Annotated in this window: 12 protein-coding genes and 1 pseudogene; 6 read left to right on the forward strand and 7 right to left on the reverse strand. The window is 72.2% G+C overall.

The genetic code is table 11. The features are described from left to right. Window positions 1-60: 60 nt before the first annotated feature. On the reverse strand, window positions 61-1833 hold the full coding sequence (locus tag ACWGJY_RS27930) for a VWA domain-containing protein (RefSeq protein ID WP_453263619.1): 1773 nt from the start codon (window positions 1831-1833) through the stop codon (window positions 61-63). 936 nt (window positions 1834-2769) lie between these two features. Here ACWGJY_RS27930 and ACWGJY_RS27935 point away from each other — a divergent pair. Further along, window positions 2770-4077, forward strand: a complete 1308-nt coding sequence (locus tag ACWGJY_RS27935) for an alpha/beta hydrolase (RefSeq protein WP_453263620.1) — start codon at window positions 2770-2772, stop codon at window positions 4075-4077. Window positions 4078-4508: 431 nt separating this feature from the next. Beyond that, on the forward strand, window positions 4509-5078 hold the full coding sequence (locus ACWGJY_RS27940) for a VanZ family protein (protein WP_453263621.1): 570 nt from the start codon (window positions 4509-4511) through the stop codon (window positions 5076-5078). 67 nt (window positions 5079-5145) lie between these two features. Here ACWGJY_RS27940 and ACWGJY_RS27945 read toward each other — a convergent pair whose 3' ends face one another. Then, complete coding sequence (locus tag ACWGJY_RS27945; RefSeq protein WP_453263622.1) at window positions 5146-6051, reverse strand: polysaccharide deacetylase family protein; 906 nt, start codon at window positions 6049-6051, stop codon at window positions 5146-5148. Between the two features lie 325 nt (window positions 6052-6376). Here ACWGJY_RS27945 and ACWGJY_RS27950 point away from each other — a divergent pair, with 325 nt between their 5' ends. From ACWGJY_RS27950 to ACWGJY_RS27960, 3 genes are read left to right on the forward strand one after another with little or no spacing between them, the layout of a single operon-like run. Further along, entirely contained in the window at window positions 6377-7126 is a 750-nt protein-coding gene (locus ACWGJY_RS27950; protein ID WP_453263623.1) for an ABC transporter permease, read from the forward strand. Beyond that, window positions 7123-7797, forward strand: coding sequence for an ABC transporter permease (locus ACWGJY_RS27955; protein ID WP_453263624.1), 675 nt, complete (start codon window positions 7123-7125; stop codon window positions 7795-7797). The genes ACWGJY_RS27950 and ACWGJY_RS27955 overlap by 4 nt, the downstream gene beginning before the upstream one ends. An 8-nt stretch (window positions 7798-7805) precedes the next feature. Then, entirely contained in the window at window positions 7806-8744 is a 939-nt protein-coding gene (locus tag ACWGJY_RS27960) for an ABC transporter substrate-binding protein (RefSeq protein WP_453263625.1), read from the forward strand. A 126-nt stretch (window positions 8745-8870) separates the two neighbouring features. Here ACWGJY_RS27960 and ACWGJY_RS27965 read toward each other — a convergent pair whose 3' ends face one another. Together ACWGJY_RS27965 and ACWGJY_RS27970 are read right to left on the reverse strand one after the other, a co-directional pair. Further along, window positions 8871-10028, reverse strand: a complete 1158-nt coding sequence (locus ACWGJY_RS27965; protein WP_453263626.1) for an ATP-binding cassette domain-containing protein — start codon at window positions 10026-10028, stop codon at window positions 8871-8873. 231 nt (window positions 10029-10259) lie between these two features. Next, a pseudogene (locus ACWGJY_RS27970) lies at window positions 10260-10943 on the reverse strand (response regulator transcription factor); the annotation flags it as partial. A 330-nt stretch (window positions 10944-11273) separates the two neighbouring features. On the opposite strand from ACWGJY_RS27970, the gene ACWGJY_RS27975 reads away from it, so the two are divergent. Continuing rightward, window positions 11274-12215, forward strand: coding sequence for an NADP-dependent oxidoreductase (locus tag ACWGJY_RS27975; RefSeq protein WP_453263627.1), 942 nt, complete (start codon window positions 11274-11276; stop codon window positions 12213-12215). A gap of 7 nt (window positions 12216-12222) precedes the next feature. Here the strand turns inward: ACWGJY_RS27975 and ACWGJY_RS27980 are convergent, their stop codons facing one another. The 3 genes from ACWGJY_RS27980 to ACWGJY_RS27990 form a co-directional block, all read right to left on the reverse strand. Continuing rightward, the gene (locus ACWGJY_RS27980) at window positions 12223-13209 is read right to left on the reverse strand and encodes a hypothetical protein (protein WP_453263628.1); all 987 of its coding nucleotides are present in this window, start codon (window positions 13207-13209) and stop codon (window positions 12223-12225) included. Window positions 13210-13429: 220 nt separating this feature from the next. Next, window positions 13430-14035, reverse strand: coding sequence for a hypothetical protein (locus ACWGJY_RS27985; protein WP_453263629.1), 606 nt, complete (start codon window positions 14033-14035; stop codon window positions 13430-13432). 92 nt (window positions 14036-14127) lie between these two features. Beyond that, on the reverse strand, window positions 14128-15159 hold the full coding sequence (locus ACWGJY_RS27990) for a cation diffusion facilitator family transporter (protein WP_453263630.1): 1032 nt from the start codon (window positions 15157-15159) through the stop codon (window positions 14128-14130). Window positions 15160-15325 lie beyond the last annotated feature (166 nt).

Genomic DNA, 15325 nt, shown 5'->3' on the forward strand with positions numbered 1-15325 from the left:
GCCGGGCCGCAGAGGCCCGGCCGCGGCCGGTGGGTGTCGTGAGCGGACTGGCGGGTGAGGTCAGTTGTCCTTGAGGACGCCGGCGGTGCGGGCCTCGGCGAGCCACTCGGGGAACTCGACCATCAGCTGCTGGTAGAGCTCGTCGTGGGAGAGGCTGCGCGGGTCGCGGCCGGCGTGGAAGAAGCCGGCGTTGTCGACCGCGCGCTTCTCCGGGACGGTCAGGTCGTCGAGCTTGCGGAGGAAGTCGAAGCCCTTGGCGTCCGGGTCTCCGAAGCCGATGAACTGCCAGAAGATGGGGAGTCCGGCCGCTTCGCAGAGCGCCTTTTCGGCGGCCGGCTTGGAGGTCGGGGCGCCGTCGGTCTGGAAGATGACGAAGGCCGGGGCGGTGGAGCCGGACTTCTTGTAGTGCTCGATGACGGCGTTGATGGCCCAGTGGTAGTTCGTACGGCCCATGTGGCCGAGGCCGGCGTGCAGTTCCGCGATGCGGCCCTCGTAGTGGGTGAGGTCGATCTCGGCGGTGCCGTCGATGTCGGTGGAGAAGAAGACGACGGGGACGGTGGCGTCGTCGTCGAAGTGTGCGGAGAGGCCGAGGGCCTGCTCGGCGAGGTTCTGGACCGTGCCGTCCTTGTAGTAGTGACGCATCGAGCCGGAGCGGTCGAGGACCAGGTAGACGGCGGCGCGCTGGGTGGCGAGGCCGTGCTTGTCCAGGGTGGCGCCGGCGGACTTGTAGAGGCTGACGAGTGCGGGGGCCGCGGTGGCGAGCAAGGCCGCGGCCTTGTCCTGGCCTGCCTCCTTCGGCTTCGCCTCGGCGACCGGCTCGGCGACCGGCTCGGCGACCGGCTCGGCGTCCGGCTCGGCGACCGGCTCGACGAACGCCTCGGCGTCCGGCTCGGCGGCGAGTTCCGCCACGGGTTCGGCTGCGGGTTCGGCCGCGGGTTCGGCTGCGGGTTCGGCCTTCGCCCCGGCTCCGGGCTCGGTCACCGGCTCGGCCTCGGGGTCCGCCGTTGCGACCGGCTCGTTCGCCGGCTCGGCCTCGGCCTTCGGCTCCGCCTCGGGCTCGGCCGCCGGTTCCGCAACCGTCTTGACCACGGGCTCGGCGACGATCTCCGCCGCAGGCTCGTTCGCCGGCGCCGCCTCACGCTCCGCCTCCGCCTCACGCTCCGGCTCCGGCTCGGTGGCATCAGCCGTCGGTTCGGCGGCTGCCGCCGGAGCCTGGCCCGGGTTGTCGAAGGCCTGGCTGACGAGGTCGGAGACGGTGTCGGAGGGGGCCGGGGCGGCGTCCGCGGTGACGGCGTCCGCCGCGGAGCCGACCGTGGCCGGCTCGTCCTTGTCGTCGCCGCTGCCCTCGTGGGTCTTGGCCTCGTCGGTCTTGCTCTCGGCGGCGTCCGCCTCGGCCTTCTCGGTCGTCTCGGCCTTCTCGGCCTTCTCGGCCTTCTCGGCCTTCTCGGTCTCTTCGGTCGTCCCGGAGGCCGCCGTTTCAGCGGTGGCTGTCCCGGCGGCGGACGGCTCGGCCGTCGTGGTGGGCTCGGCCGCCGCCTCGTCCTCCCGCACCGCGGACGTCTCCGCCGCCCGGTCGCCGCGGTCCGCCCGGCCGCCCTGGGCCGGCAGCGTCGCGGTCGTCGGGGCCGGGTCGGGAGTCTCCGCGGGGGCCGTCCGGGCGGCCGGGACCTCGGCTTCCGGGGTGGCTGTGGTGACGGCCGGGACGGACTCTTCGCGGGCCTCCGGGATGGTCGCGGACTCCGGCTTGTCGGCGCCGCTCGGGGCCGCGCCGGTTTCTTCACGGGTCGCCTTGGAGCGACCGAAAGCGTTGCGCAGCAGACTCCGAATGCCCATCGGCGAACCTCTCTTGTGTGTGGTGGGTGCGGCGTATGTCCGTGAAGCACAGACATGTCCCTGACCAGGACGGATACGTAAGGGTAGCGGCCGACACCGGCCTCATCGTGGGACCCCGCGCCTTGTGTGGTGGGCCATCCGGGGGTGTTGTGGGGGTGGATGGTTTCAGTCGCCGCGGCCAGGATGCGTCCGGCCTGCGTATGAGGTGGTTCGGGCGTCCGCACCGTTCCTCTCGCGCCTGCAGAACCTCCTCGGCCGTCCGCAAAACCTCCACGGCAGCCCGTAAGGGTTCTCCGACGGGACGTATCACTGCACCGGGCTGAACGGGCCGGCTGCCCGGCGGGGCCCTCACATGCCCCCGGACATACGCACGGACGGGAATGCGCCGGGCAGCCTTGACGGGGTGTTCGGATGGGCGGTCGGCGCGGAACGGCGCGGAACGGCGCGGTGGGATCCCGTAGTTCCTGCCGGTTCCTGCCTTTTTCCCGCCGGAGCCGCCGTCTGCGAGCCGAGCGTGCAGGAGCGGCGGGTGGCGGCCGTGGTGCGGCACGTGGGCGAGGGGGGCGGGGCGAATGTGGAGGAAGGTGCGTCGTAACGGCCATGCGGGGAAGGTGAGTTGGGCTGGTCTTGCGTGGTGGGTGTATGGCGTGAGGACGGACAGGACATCGTGAGCCGAGGGACGTCAGGGGCTCGTGGGGCGGGGGTGGCCTCCGCTTCCCGCCCGGATCGCTGCCCGTTCACGGCGCCGAGGCGGCGCCGCACATCACGCCGCGGAAACGATGTGGCAAGAGCTGGGTAAGAAGTGAGTCGTTCAGGTATCCGATGCGCAGGTGTGCCCGTCTTCTCCGGTGACCATTGTCAGGAGCCGCCCGTTGTGCCTTTGGCGGCCGGTAAGAAGGCAAGAACCCTTTCGAGGGTGACGGGAGATGTGGGCGCATGGGGCTGACCAGTCAGTCGCTCGAATACACGGTGATCGTGCTGGCGGTGGCCTGTGTCGCCGCCACGGTGTGGCTCTGGCCCCGGTTGTCGCGGCGCGGGGTGGGCCCCGTTCTGGGCAGACTGGGCGCCATCGTGGCCACCCAGGTGTCGATCGTGTGCGCACTCGCCCTCGCCGTGAACACGAACTTCGAGTTCTACGGCAACTGGGATGAGCTGCTGGGCAACAATGACAAGGCCCCGGTGTCCGTGAGCCAGGGCGGCGGGCAGTACGCCTCCGTCGGCAACATCAAGGGCGGACTGATCCAGCCGGCCGGTCCGCAGGGCCTCGACCGGGTGACCGGACTGCCCAAGGGGCCCGCGAGCAAGGTGGGCAAGGTCGAGTCCGTACGGATCGTCGGCCGCCGTACGCGGGCCATCAACCCGGGCTTCGTCTATCTGCCGCCGCAGTACTTCCAGCAGCAGTTCCGCCGGCAGCGGTTCCCCGTCATGGTCGTCATCAGCGGTTACCCCGGCGGGATCATGAACCTTGCGCAGCATCTCCAGGTGCCGCAGAGCGCGGGCCGGCTGATCGCGCAGAACAAGATGCAGCCGACGGTGATCGTGATGGTCCGGCCGACGATCGCGCCGCCGCGGGACACCGAGTGTGTGGATGTACCGGGCGGGCCGCAGGCCGAGACGTTCTTCACCAAGGATCTGCCGGACGCCATGAAGTCGGCCTACCGGGTGGGCCATGACCCCAGTGCTTGGGGCGCGTTCGGGTACTCGTCCGGTGGTACGTGCTCGCTGCAGCTCGCGATGCGCAACCCGAAGGCCTACACCTCGGCGGTCTCGCTCTCCGGTGACTATGCGATCAAGGACGATCTGACCACCGGCAGCCTCTTCGGTCCCGGTCCGGTGGGTGCCAAGCGGGAGCACGAGCACGATCTGCTGTGGCGGCTGAAGAACATGCCCGCGCCGCAGATCTCCGCGCTGGTGGCCAGCAGCCGTAAGGGCGAGGCGGATTACGGCGAGACCATGAAGTTCATCCACGCCGCCAAGTCGCCGATGACGGTCGACTCGATCATCCTGCCGCAGGGCAGCCACCAGTTCTCGACCTGGCGGCGCGAGGTCGTGCCGGCCCTGGAGTGGCAGAGCCAGCAGCTGACGTTCCCGCAGGACACCCAGGCTGTCGCCCCGCCGCGCAAGCCGGGCGCAGGTGTGGCGAAGGGCGGCGCCCCGGGGCAGCACGCCGGGGCCTCCAAGGCGCCGGCGGCGTCCGACGACAAGGGACACCGGCGGGTGGAGGCGGAGCGCCCCCAGGGGTGAGCCGCACAGGAGCTGAGCAGGGGCGTCGGAGCAGTCCGGCGCCCCTGTTGCGTGCGGTGGGGCGATGCGGCGGCGGGGCGGTGGCGTGGTGGTGGGTGCCGTCAGGCCGTGGGTGGGCCGTGGGCCGTGGGCTGTGAGCCACGGCCCCTGGGCCGAGGCGGGCGCCGTGTGCCGTAGGGCCGGTGGACCGTCCGGCCTCGTCCGGGGCGTGTCGCCTCGTCCGGGGCGTGTCGCCTCGTCCGGGGCGTGTCGCCTCGTCCGGGGCGTGCCTCCTCGTCCGGGGCGTGTCGCCTCGTCCGGGGCATGCCTCCTCGTCCGGGGCATGCCGCCTGAGGGGCGGCCGTCCGGCCCTTCCACATGATTCGCTGAACCCCGGGTAACCGGACTTCCCATCGGCGCACTGCGCATCTCGCACACCGGGGAGTGACCTCATGGCGCGTACGCAACAGGGCGACGAGGCGGCGTGGTCCCCCGTGGCCGCGCGGGCCCCGCTGGCCGTCCGGGTCCTTGTGCTGGTGCTGGCGTTCGCCGCGATGGTGGCTTTCGCGGTGGCGCTGGCGCGGGTCACGCTGACCCCGTCGGCGGCCTCGGTGCCGCTGACCCACCCCAATCTCCGCCCCGGCGACTCGATCCGGAGTTATCTGGCGCAACCGCACCTGGCCGATACGGTCAAGCAGCTCGGCGGCAATGTCGTGCTGGGGGTGCCGTTCGGGGTGCTGCTGCCGGTGCTGCTGCCGCAGGCGCGTGGGCTGCTGCGGGTCGGGGTGGCGACTGCGCTGGTGATGCTGCTGGTGGAGCTGGTGCAGGGGGCTCTGATCACCGGCCGGGCGTTCGACATCGACGATGTGATCCTCAACTGCTCCGGCGCGCTGATCGGTTATCTGCTGCTGGGACGCCGGCTGGGCCGCGCCGTGCATCCCCGGCGCCGGCACTGGTGGCACCGGTTCAGCGGGACGGCGCCGGTGGGGCAGTCCCAGGCCACGGAGGTCCGGCCGGGATGACGGGAAGCAGCCCGGCACCGGCCGTCCGGCTGCGACTCACCCGGCGCCCGGTCCCCCGTGCCGGACGCTACGGGCGGTAGACCATCCCCGGCTCCGGCTTCGCCGGGGACAGCAGCTGGGAGACCGTGACGACCGTGTAGCCGCGCTTCTTCAGCTCCTTGAGGATGCCGGGTACGGCCGGCACGGTCCCCTTGTAGATGTCGTGCAGCAGGATGATGCCGTCGCGCTCGGTCTGGTCGAGCACCCGCTTGGTGATCAGGGCCGAGTCGTTGGTCTCGTAGTCCTTGGCGGTCACGCTCCACAGCACCTGCGCCAGGCCGAGATCCTTGCTGACCTCGGAGACTTCCTCGTCGGTCCTGCCCTGCGGCGGGCGCATCAGCCGGGGCGTCTTGCCGGTGATCTTGCGGACCGCGTCCTGGACGAGGGACAGCTCGCGCTTGGCCTCGGCGGGCTTGATGTCGGTCAGGATCTGGTGCGACCAGGTGTGGTTGGCCAGTTCATGGCCCTCGGCGTCGATCCGCCGGACCTCGGCGGGGCGCTTGTCGACATGGTTCTTGCCGAGCATGAAGAAGGTGGCGTGCACCTGCTCCTTCTTGAGGATGTCCAGCAGACGGCCGGTGTTCTCGCTGGGGCCCGCGTCGAAGGTGAGCGCGACGCACTTGGCCTTGCGGCAGTCGACGTCGTCACCGGCCGCGCCGTGCGCCGTGGTCCGGCCGCCGCCCCGCGGGGCCTTCTTGCCCCCGTTCCTGGCGTCCTGCCCGGTCCCGTTCGTGCCGTCGCCGTTCTCCGCTCCCCGGGCCGCGGCGAGTTGGGCGTCCTTCGCCTTGACGGCGGCCGCCGGGGCGTCGGCGCGGGCGTCCGTCGGCGCGGTGACGTCGTAGGTCGCGCAGCCGCTGAGGGCGAGGCCCAGGGACGTGGCCGCCAGCAGCCCGGCTATGGACGTGCGGCGGGCCGCGGAAATCTGCTGCGGCATGCGGGTCTCCCTTCGGATGCGGTCGGTGCGGTCGGTGGAGGACGAGCCAGTGACCTGCGGTTTTGCGCATGGTGCGGCCGGCGCGTACGCGGTATCGCCGCGTCGCGCCCTGCCTCGGTCTCCGCGGCGAACGAACTCGAAGGAACTATACATAGGCAGTACACACTGCATGTATACGTGGGGTGTGTATGTGAGGCGGGTATGCGGAGTGGGGGGAGCGGGCGGGCCGAGTGGGCCGGGCGGCCGTCGGCGGCGGTCCTCCGTAGCCACCCCGATCGGATGCGCCCGCCGCGACACCCCGCCCCCGCCGGGGTGGACTCGTACCGTGACCGCACCGCCGCCGGACGACTGTCTGGCCCGCAACGACTGGATCTGCGGCGACTATCTGAGCACCCGTCGGCAGATCCTGCTCGACGCGGTCGGCCAGCACCTCCAGCTGACGGTGATCTCGGTGGCGCTCGGGCTGGTGATCGCGGTCCCGCTGGCACTGCTGGCCCGCCGCAGGCGCTGGACGGTCGGACCGGTGCTGGGAATCACCACGGTCCTCTACACCATCCCGTCGCTGGCGATGTTCTCGCTGCTGCTGCCGTTCTACGGGCTGTCCGCCACCCTCGTCGTGGTGGGCCTCGCGCTGTACTCCCTCACCCTGCTCGTACGCAACATCCTGGCGGGGCTGGACGGCGTCCCCGCCGAGGCCAAGGAGGCCGCCCGCGGCATGGGGTACGGTCCGACGCGCCAACTCCTGGCCATCGAGCTGCCGCTGGCCGTACCGGCCGCGATGGCCGGGCTGCGGATCGCCACCGTTTCGGCCGTCGCGCTCACCACCGTCGGCGCGATCGTGGGGTACGGCGGGCTGGGCAACCTCATCTACGCCGGCATGAATTCCTTCTTCAAGGCGCAGGTGCTCACCGCGTCCGTGCTGTGCGTGATCATCGCGATCGTCTTCGATCTGCTGCTGCTCGGCGCGGAACGGCTGCTCACTCCCTGGCGCCGGGCCGGCCGTAAGGCACGGGTGCGGACCCGCTCCACCGCGGGGGCGAGGCCGCCGGCCACGGTCGCCGGGCGACGGACATGAACACCCTCTCCGCGGTCTGGACGTGGCTGACCACCGCCGCCAACTGGTCGGGTGAGAACGGGGTCTGGCACCGCCTCGGACAGCACCTCGTGCTCACCTTCGCCTGTCTGGTGATCAGCTCCCTGATCGCACTGCCGGTCGCCCTGACCCTCGGCCACCTGGGCCGCGGTGGCGCGCTGGCCGTCAACCTCGCCAACATCGGCCGCGCGGTGCCGACCTTCGCCGTACTCGTCCTGCTTCTGCTCACCCCCATCGGGCGGTACGGCCAGTGGCCGACGATCATTGCGCTGGTGCTGTTCGCCATCCCGCCGTTGCTGACCAATGCCTACGTGGGGATGCGCGAGGTCGACCAGAACGTGGTGCGGGCCGCGCGGGGCATGGGGATGACCGGGACGCAGCTGGTGTGGCGGGTCGAGGTGCCGCTCGCCTTTCCGCTCGTCCTGACGGGCATCCGGATCGCCGCGGTGCAGCTGGTGGCCACCGCCACGCTCGCCGCGCTGGTGGGCGGCGGCGGGCTCGGCCGGATCATCACCGCGGGGTTCAACCTGGCCAGCACCCCCCAGGTGGTGGCCGGTGCGGTGCTGGTCGCGGTGTTCGCGCTGCTGATGGAGGCCGCCTTCGAGACGGCGCAGCGGTTCGCACCGGGCTGGGTACGGGGGCGGATCCGGTGAGGGCGGTCGTGGCGGCCCTCGTGGTCCTCACCGCGGTGGGGCTCTCGGCCTGCACCACCGGTCCCTCCCTGGAGAGCCGTGCCGCGATCACCACCTCCCCCGGCGACAGCCACGATCTGGCCATCGGGTCGGCGGGCTTCACGGAGAGCGAGCTGCTCGCCCAGATGTATGCGGCGCTGCTCAGTCATGCCGGATACCGGACCCATGTCCTGACGGTCGGCAACCGCGAGCTGTACGAACCCGCGCTGGAAGCCGGGCAGATCGATGTCGTCCCCGAGTACGCCGCGACCTTCGCGGACTGGCTCAACGCCAAGAACCAGGGGGCCGAGGCGCCCCCGGTCGCCTCGCCGGACCTCGGCGTCACCATGGCCGCGCTGCGCCGGCTCGCCGGCCCCCGCGGTCTGACCGTTCTCCCGGCCGGCCGGGCCGTCGACCAGAACGCCTTCGCGGTGAGCGCCGCATACGCCCGCAAGTACCACCTCAAGACCCTCAGCGACCTGGGGCGTGCCAAGCTGCCGGTGCGTCTTGCGGCGGGCGACGAGTGTGTGCAGCGGCCGTTCTGCGCGCCGGGGCTCAAGAAGCGGTACGGGATCACCATCACCGCGATCGACCCGAAGGGCGTCGGCACCACGCCCGCCAAACAGGCCGTGCAGACCGGGCAGGACCAGATGGTGCTGACCACCAGCACCGATGCCACCCTCGACCAGTTCGGTCTGGTGCTACTGACCGACGACAAAAAGCTCCAGAACGCCGATTACGTCGTGCCCGTCGTCAACCGCGCCCGTGCGGGCAGTGAACGGGCGGCCGGCGCGCTCAACCGCCTCAACAAGGTCCTGACCACCGCCGATCTGGCGTACCTCAATGAGCAGGTGGACAGCTGGCGGCGGCTGCCGGCGGATGTGGCGCGCAACTACCTCCAGTCCAAAGGGCTGTTGCCCAAGGGCTGACCTCCGTCGGTGCGGCGGCGTGGTGTTTCACGTGAAACGCCACGCAGGCGGGCAGGCAGGCACGCACACAGGCACGCACATAAGCAGGGCGGGCCGTTTCACGTGAAACAGCCCCTTCCCGCGAGCTCACTCCGTCGGTACCGAATCCACCTCGGCCCGCTCGCGCGGGACCCCTCGCCCGTCCGAGTCGATGGTGCGGCGCAGCGCCTCATGGAGCTTGGTCGGGGTGAGGACGCCAAGGAACCGGTGGCCGTCCAGGACCGCGATCCAGCCGGCGTCGTGTTTGAGCATCTCGCTGAAGGCCGCCTTGAGGGTGCCGGTCACCGGTACCCAGGCCTCCATCCGGCGGGCGTGGCCGGCGACCGTGCCTTCCACGCCGGCCAGTTCCCCGGTGCCCACCCAGCCGTGCAGTTCGCCCTCCTCGTCGAGCACCACCGCCCAGCGGGCACCCTCGGCCCGCAGCCGGGTCGCGGCCTCTGCGGCGGGCTCGCCGAGCCGGACGAGCGGAGGGCGTTCGAGGTCGCCGCGGTCGATTCCGGTGACCGAGAGCTGCTTCAACGCACGGTCGGTGCCGACGAATTCGGCGACATAGGGGGTGGCAGGGGCGCCGAGGACGCTCGCGGGGGTGTCGTACTGTTCGATCCGGCCTTCCCCGTAGACCGCGATCCGGTCGCCGAGCCGGATGGCCTCCTCGATGTCATGGGTGACCAGCAGCACCGTCTTGTGCATGGTGGCCTGCAGCCGCAGAAACTCCTTCTGCAGCCGGTCGCGGACGACCGGGTCGACCGCACCGAACGGCTCGTCCATCAACAGCACCGGCGGGTCGGCGGCGAGGGCGCGGGCCACCCCGACGCGCTGGCGCTGGCCGCCGGAGAGCTGCTCGGGGTAGCGCGAGCCGTACACCGCGGGGTCCAGGCCGACCAGGTCCAGGAGTTCGGCGGCCCGCTCGCGTGCCTTGGCCTTCTTCCACCCGGTCAGAAAGGGCACGGTGGCGGTGTTGTCGAGGACGGTGCGATGCGGGAAGAGGCCGGTCTGCTGGATGACATAGCCGATCCGGCGGCGCAGTGCGACCGGGTCGACACCGGCGATGTCCGAGCCGTCGACATAGATCTGCCCGTGTGTGGGGTCGATCAGCCGGTTGACCATCATCATGGTCGTCGTCTTGCCGCAGCCGGACGGTCCCACCAAGGTCACCAGCTCCCCCTCGCCGACCTCGAAGGAGAGATCGTCGACGGCGGTGGTCCCGTCGGGGTAGCGCTTGGTGACGGACTCGAACCGGATCATTGCGCCATTGAATCCCGCAGCGTGCGACCGGACCTGTCATGCGGGCAATCGGGTGGGCGGGCGGAGTCACGAGCCGTCAGGTCAGCCCGCTCCCGGCCCCAGGCCCGTTCCCTGTCCCGCACCCGCTTCCGGTCCCAGGCCTGCTTCCGGCCCGCCGCCCGTCCCCGCAGCGGCCGCCCTCCCCGCCCCGCCGGCCCTCAGCGTCCCGCTTTCCGTCGCCGTCCCGCTTTCCGTCGCCGCCCCGTTGTCCGTCCCCGCCCCGTCGCCCATCCGGTATCCGGCGCCCGGCACGGTCTCGATCACCGGCGGGTCGCCGAGCTTGGCGCGCAGCGTGCCGAGCGCGACGCGTACGGCGTTGGTGCGGTAGCTGGTGTGCTCCTCCCAGACCTCCTCGATCAGCTCATCGCCGCTGACCACCGCGCCCCGGGCGCGCAGCAGCACCTCCAGCACCCCGAATTCCGTGCGGGACAGCGCCAGCGGCCGGCCCTCGCGTACCGCCCGCCGGCGCGCGGTGTCGACGGTGATGCCGGCCCGTTCGATGACCCGCGGCGCAGCGGGGCGGGCCCGCCGGCCCAGTGCCAGCACCCGGGTGAGCAACTCCTCGTACGCGAACGGCTTGGTCAGATAGTCGTCGGCGCCCAGCCCACGTCCCTCGGCACGTTCATGGCCGGTGCCGGGGGCGGTGAGCAGCAACACCCGGGCCGGCAGCCCCTGTTCCGCCACCTGCCGGCAGAGCGCGTCGCCGCGCAGGCCGGGCAGCTCGCGGTCCACGACGAGCACGTCGTACGCGCCGGACAGGGCGGCCGCTGCCGTGCGGCCGTCGTGGACGACATCCACCGTGACCGCCTCGCGGCGCAGCCCCGCGGCGATCATGTCCGCGAGCAACTCCTCGGCCTCCACCACCAGTACGCGCATGGCGTCATATGTACCCGAGGCGGACCGTTCGGAGCCGTCATCCCCCGGCGCCGCCACCCGCGGACCAGGGAATTCACCAGGCTGGAGCTGAGCCGGGCGGCGCCCGGCGACGGGAGACACGGGGCGGCAGGTGCCGGCGGCGTGGACCGTACGGACCGGCCGGGGGCCCGTCCGGCCGCGCCCCGTCGAACGGGGGCCGGACAGCCCCGGTGCGGGGGGCCGTACGAGTTGCTTCCGCCGCACCGCCTCTCCTCCTGCCGCGTCCGGCCCCACCCGCGTGCTTACGATCCACTTCGGCCACCGGTCGGAAGGGTGGAAGGGAACGCCACGATGAGAGCCGTAGCAGTCAGCGCATTCGGTGAAAAACCGCAGCTCATGGATCTGCCACAGCCCGAACCAGGGCCCGGTGAGGTCTTGGTGCGGCTGTCCGCCGCCGGACTCAACCCCATCGACTGGAAGATCGCCGACGGCATGTTCGGAGATGCCGTGCCGGCCGCCTTCCCCCTCGTCCTGGGGTCGGACGGGGCGGGCGAGGTACTCGCGATCGGAAGCGGCGTACGGCGGTTCACCGTCGGCGACGCGGTGTTCGGCCAGTTCCAGCGGCCGGAGCAGGGCGGCGGTTCGTACGCCGAACTCGCTGTCACCGACGAGAGCCGCCTCGCCCACGCCGCCCGCAGCGTCACCTATGCCACCTCAGCGGCGCTGCCGACGGCCGGGATGACCGCGTACAACCTGGTCGAGGAGACCCGGGTCACCGAGGGCACACGGGTCTTGATCGTCGGCGCGACCGGCGGTGTCGGCACCTTCATCACCCAGCTCGCAGCCGGCCGTGGAGCCGAGGTGATCGCCACCGCGCGCCCGGCCAAGGCGGAACTGATGCGCACGCTGGGTGCCGCGGAGACCGTCGACCACACGGCCGGCCCGCTCGCCGACCAGGTCCTCGCGGCCCATCCGGACGGGGTCGATGTGCTGATCGACATGACCGGCGGTCCCCGCGAGTTCGCCGAGCTGACCCGGACCGTACGCGACGGGGGCACGGCCGTCTCGCTCATCGGCTCGGCCGACGCCGACGAGCTGACCGAGCACAATCTGCGCGGCTTCAACTTCGTCAACCGCCCCTCCCCGCAGCTGCTGGAGATCCTCGCCGGGCAGGTCGACGCGGGCCGTCTGACGGTCCTCGTGGGACGCGAGGTCTCCCTGGAAGAGGCGCCGGAGGCCTTGGAGGCCAGCCGCACCGGCCGGGCACAGGGCAAGACGGTCCTGGCGCTCTGACCGGCGGTCAGGGACCGCCGGCGGCACGGGCGATGCGCCACGCGAGCAGCGCCCGCGCCGCCGGCGGCCCCGCCGCGGCCAGCGCCGCGGTCAGCGTGCCCACGCCGACGACCAGCCAGACCCCGCAGAGCAGCGGACCGGCGAGCGCATCGGCGTAGGCGCCCGCGGCGGGCCGGGAGATCACGGCGGGCAGCGCGTCCAGGGCACAGCCGCGGACCAGCGCCAGCGCGGCGGCCAGCAGCGCGGCGGCGGCCGCGCACCCCAGCCCCGTACAGATCAGCGCCCGCCGCCGGCGCCGTGCCAGCAGCAGCCCGCCGGCCAGGCACAGCGCCGCGGCGGGCGGCAGCAGCCGCGCCCCGGTGTGAACGGCCTGGTAGACGGCCCGGATCCGCGGCACGTCCGGGGCCTTCAGCAGCACGATCTCCACCCCGGCCCGCGGCACCCGGCGCAGGATGTCGAGCCCCATGCCGTTGTGGGACAGCTGGTGTGTGACCCGCTCCACGACCGGTGTGAGGTCGAGGGTGACCGCGGAGCGGCCGGACGCGGTCAGGCTCCCGTCGAGGGTCCGGTGGGCGGTCCGGTGCACCCCGTTCCACAGCGCGGGGAAAGTGCGGCCGGTGACGACCTGCCGCACCTGCTTGTCCACGAACTCGCGCAGGCCGCGGGTGAAGTGCTTGCGCAGCGCGGGGCGCTCGGCGCGCGGTACGGCGTCCAGCAGCCCGTCGAGCCGGACGTGCGCCATCACCCCGTCCGTCACCTCGTCGACGACCGCGTCCTGGACGGCGGCATTCCCGGCCAGCGGTGCCACCGCCGCCACATAGCTGTCGGTCTCGGTCAGCTCGGCCCGCGCCCAGGTGGCGGCCAGGCTCAACGGCAGCAGCAACGCCCCCATCAGCAGCAGCACCCCACCGGCCACCGCCCGCCCGCGCCGACGCGGTGACCGCGCCCCCTCCGCCACCCGTCCGCCCAGGCGTACGGGTGCGCTCACTGACATCGCCTCTGGTCCTTCCTGCCCGGCGGCGGACCGCGCCGCGGCGCGTCCCCTGTCGGCCGGGCCCGGGAAGACCCGCAGGACGTGCGCCGTACGGCCCTCTCCCAGGCAAGTGCGAACCCGCGCCGGCCGCGAGCGGGGCGGGTGCCAATGGGTGACCGGGGGTGGTGTTGCGGCCGGCGGCGAGGGGCCGGGGCTGGGGGAGGGCGAGCGGCGCCCGCCCTCAGCGCGCCCGAGCGGCGCGTCGCCGGCGGACCGCCCGCGCCACACCCGGCCCCAGCAGTGCGGCGGCCGCGGCGGCCATCGCCCACCACCCCCAGTTGTCGCCGCCACCGCCCTCCAGCGGCGTCTCCGGCATGTCGTCCAGATCGCCTGAGCAGGCCGTGGGGGCGAAGGATTCGCCCACGTAGACACAGACCGTGGCGGCGGCGCGCAGGGTGCCGGGGGCCCCGGTGCCGGTGCGGCCGGCGCGGTCGCCGAGCACGGCCGTGGCGGTGAACACCTGGATGTCGTGGGCCGGCAGATCGGCGCGCCAGATCACCTTCTGCGTTCCCACGCCGCGCCCTTCGACGGTGCCGCCGGGCGCCGTGGCGGAGGTCGTGGTGGCCGGCATCTCCTGTTCGATGCGGGCCCCGTGGACCCGGGTGGGGCCCAGATTGTGGACGGTGATGCGGTAGTCGAGCCGTTTGCCCGCCTCGGCGTCGTCACGGCCGTCGGTCACGGTCACCGTGACCGAGAGGGCGGGCGGTGCTTGCGGGGCGTACGCGGCGGCGGACGGACCGGGGAGCGTGGCGGCGCACAGCAGCGCGCAGACAACGGCGGTTCTCATGCGGTCATCCGAGCATCGCCGCCCCCGTCACCGGCGGCAGACGGCCTCCTGTCCGGCGGGGTTCACCCGAGTGAGGGGCGGTGGCCGCCCGGTCAATGCCGGTGCGGCCCCGACCGGTGCACCGGACCATGGGAGTCCTCGCAATGGCCGGCCTGCTGCTCCGCACCGGGCTCGGGCCGCGGACTCAGCGTCAGGACGTCGTCGGGCGCGCCCTGTTCGCCGACGTGGTCGACCTGGAGGGTGGCGTGGCTGATGCCGTACTCGCCGCTCAGCAGGTCCTGCAGACCGCGGCGGACCTTGTGGCAGTCACCGCCGGGCGCCACCAGGATGTGTGCCGACAGCGCCGGCTGCCCGGAGGTGATCTGCCAGATGTGCAGGTCGTGTACCTCGACGACCTCGTCGGTGGTGACCAGATGCTCGCCCAGCGCGTCCGGGTCGACACCGGCCGGTGCGGCCTCCATGAAGATCCGTCCGGACTCGCGCACCAGCCCCGTACCGGCCCGCAGCATCAGCGCGACGACCACCAGCGAGGCGATGGCGTCCGCCCGCTCGAAGCCCGTCGTCAGCACGATCAGACCGGCGAGGGCGGTGGCGACGAACCCGAACAGGTCGGTGAGGATGTGCTGGTAGGCGCCCTCGACGTTCAGGCTGGAACGGTTGGCCCGGGACAGCAGCCAGGTGCAGATCAGATTCACCACGATCCCGGACAGCGCGGTGACCAGCACCAGCCCGCCGGTCACCGTGGGCGGCGAGATCAGCCGCTGGACCGCCTCGTACGCCAGCCAGACCGACAGCAGCAGCAAGGTGATGCCGTTGGCCTGCGCGGAGAGGATCTCGGCGCGCTTGAGTCCGTAGGTGTATCCGCCCCGCGCCGGCCGCGCGGCCAGCCGCATCGCCACCAGGGCCAGCACGATCGAGACCGCGTCGGTGAGCATATGGGCGGCGTCCGAGATCAGTGCCAGGGACTGCGCCAGGACACCGATGACGACCTCGACCGCCATGTACGCGGTGAGCAGGATGAGCGCGGTCCGCAGCCAGCGCCGGTCGGCGTCCGGTGAGACCCCGTGGCTGTGCCCGTGGCTGTGGCTGTGGCTGTGCCCGTGGCTGTGCGCGTGCTCGGTCATGGGCGCGCTCCTTCCTGGCTCCTCGTTCCGAAGCAAACCGCACTTCGGCAAAAGATCCAAAGGCTGCATCGGTGACCGTTGTCATTACCGTCGAACGGCCTATCGTGCCTGGTCAGAGCGTTGCGAAAGGGGAGGGGAGCGGTGGCGGGAACCGGAGCGCGGATGT

It is taken from the genome of Streptomyces sp. NPDC054765, from assembly GCF_053612065.1.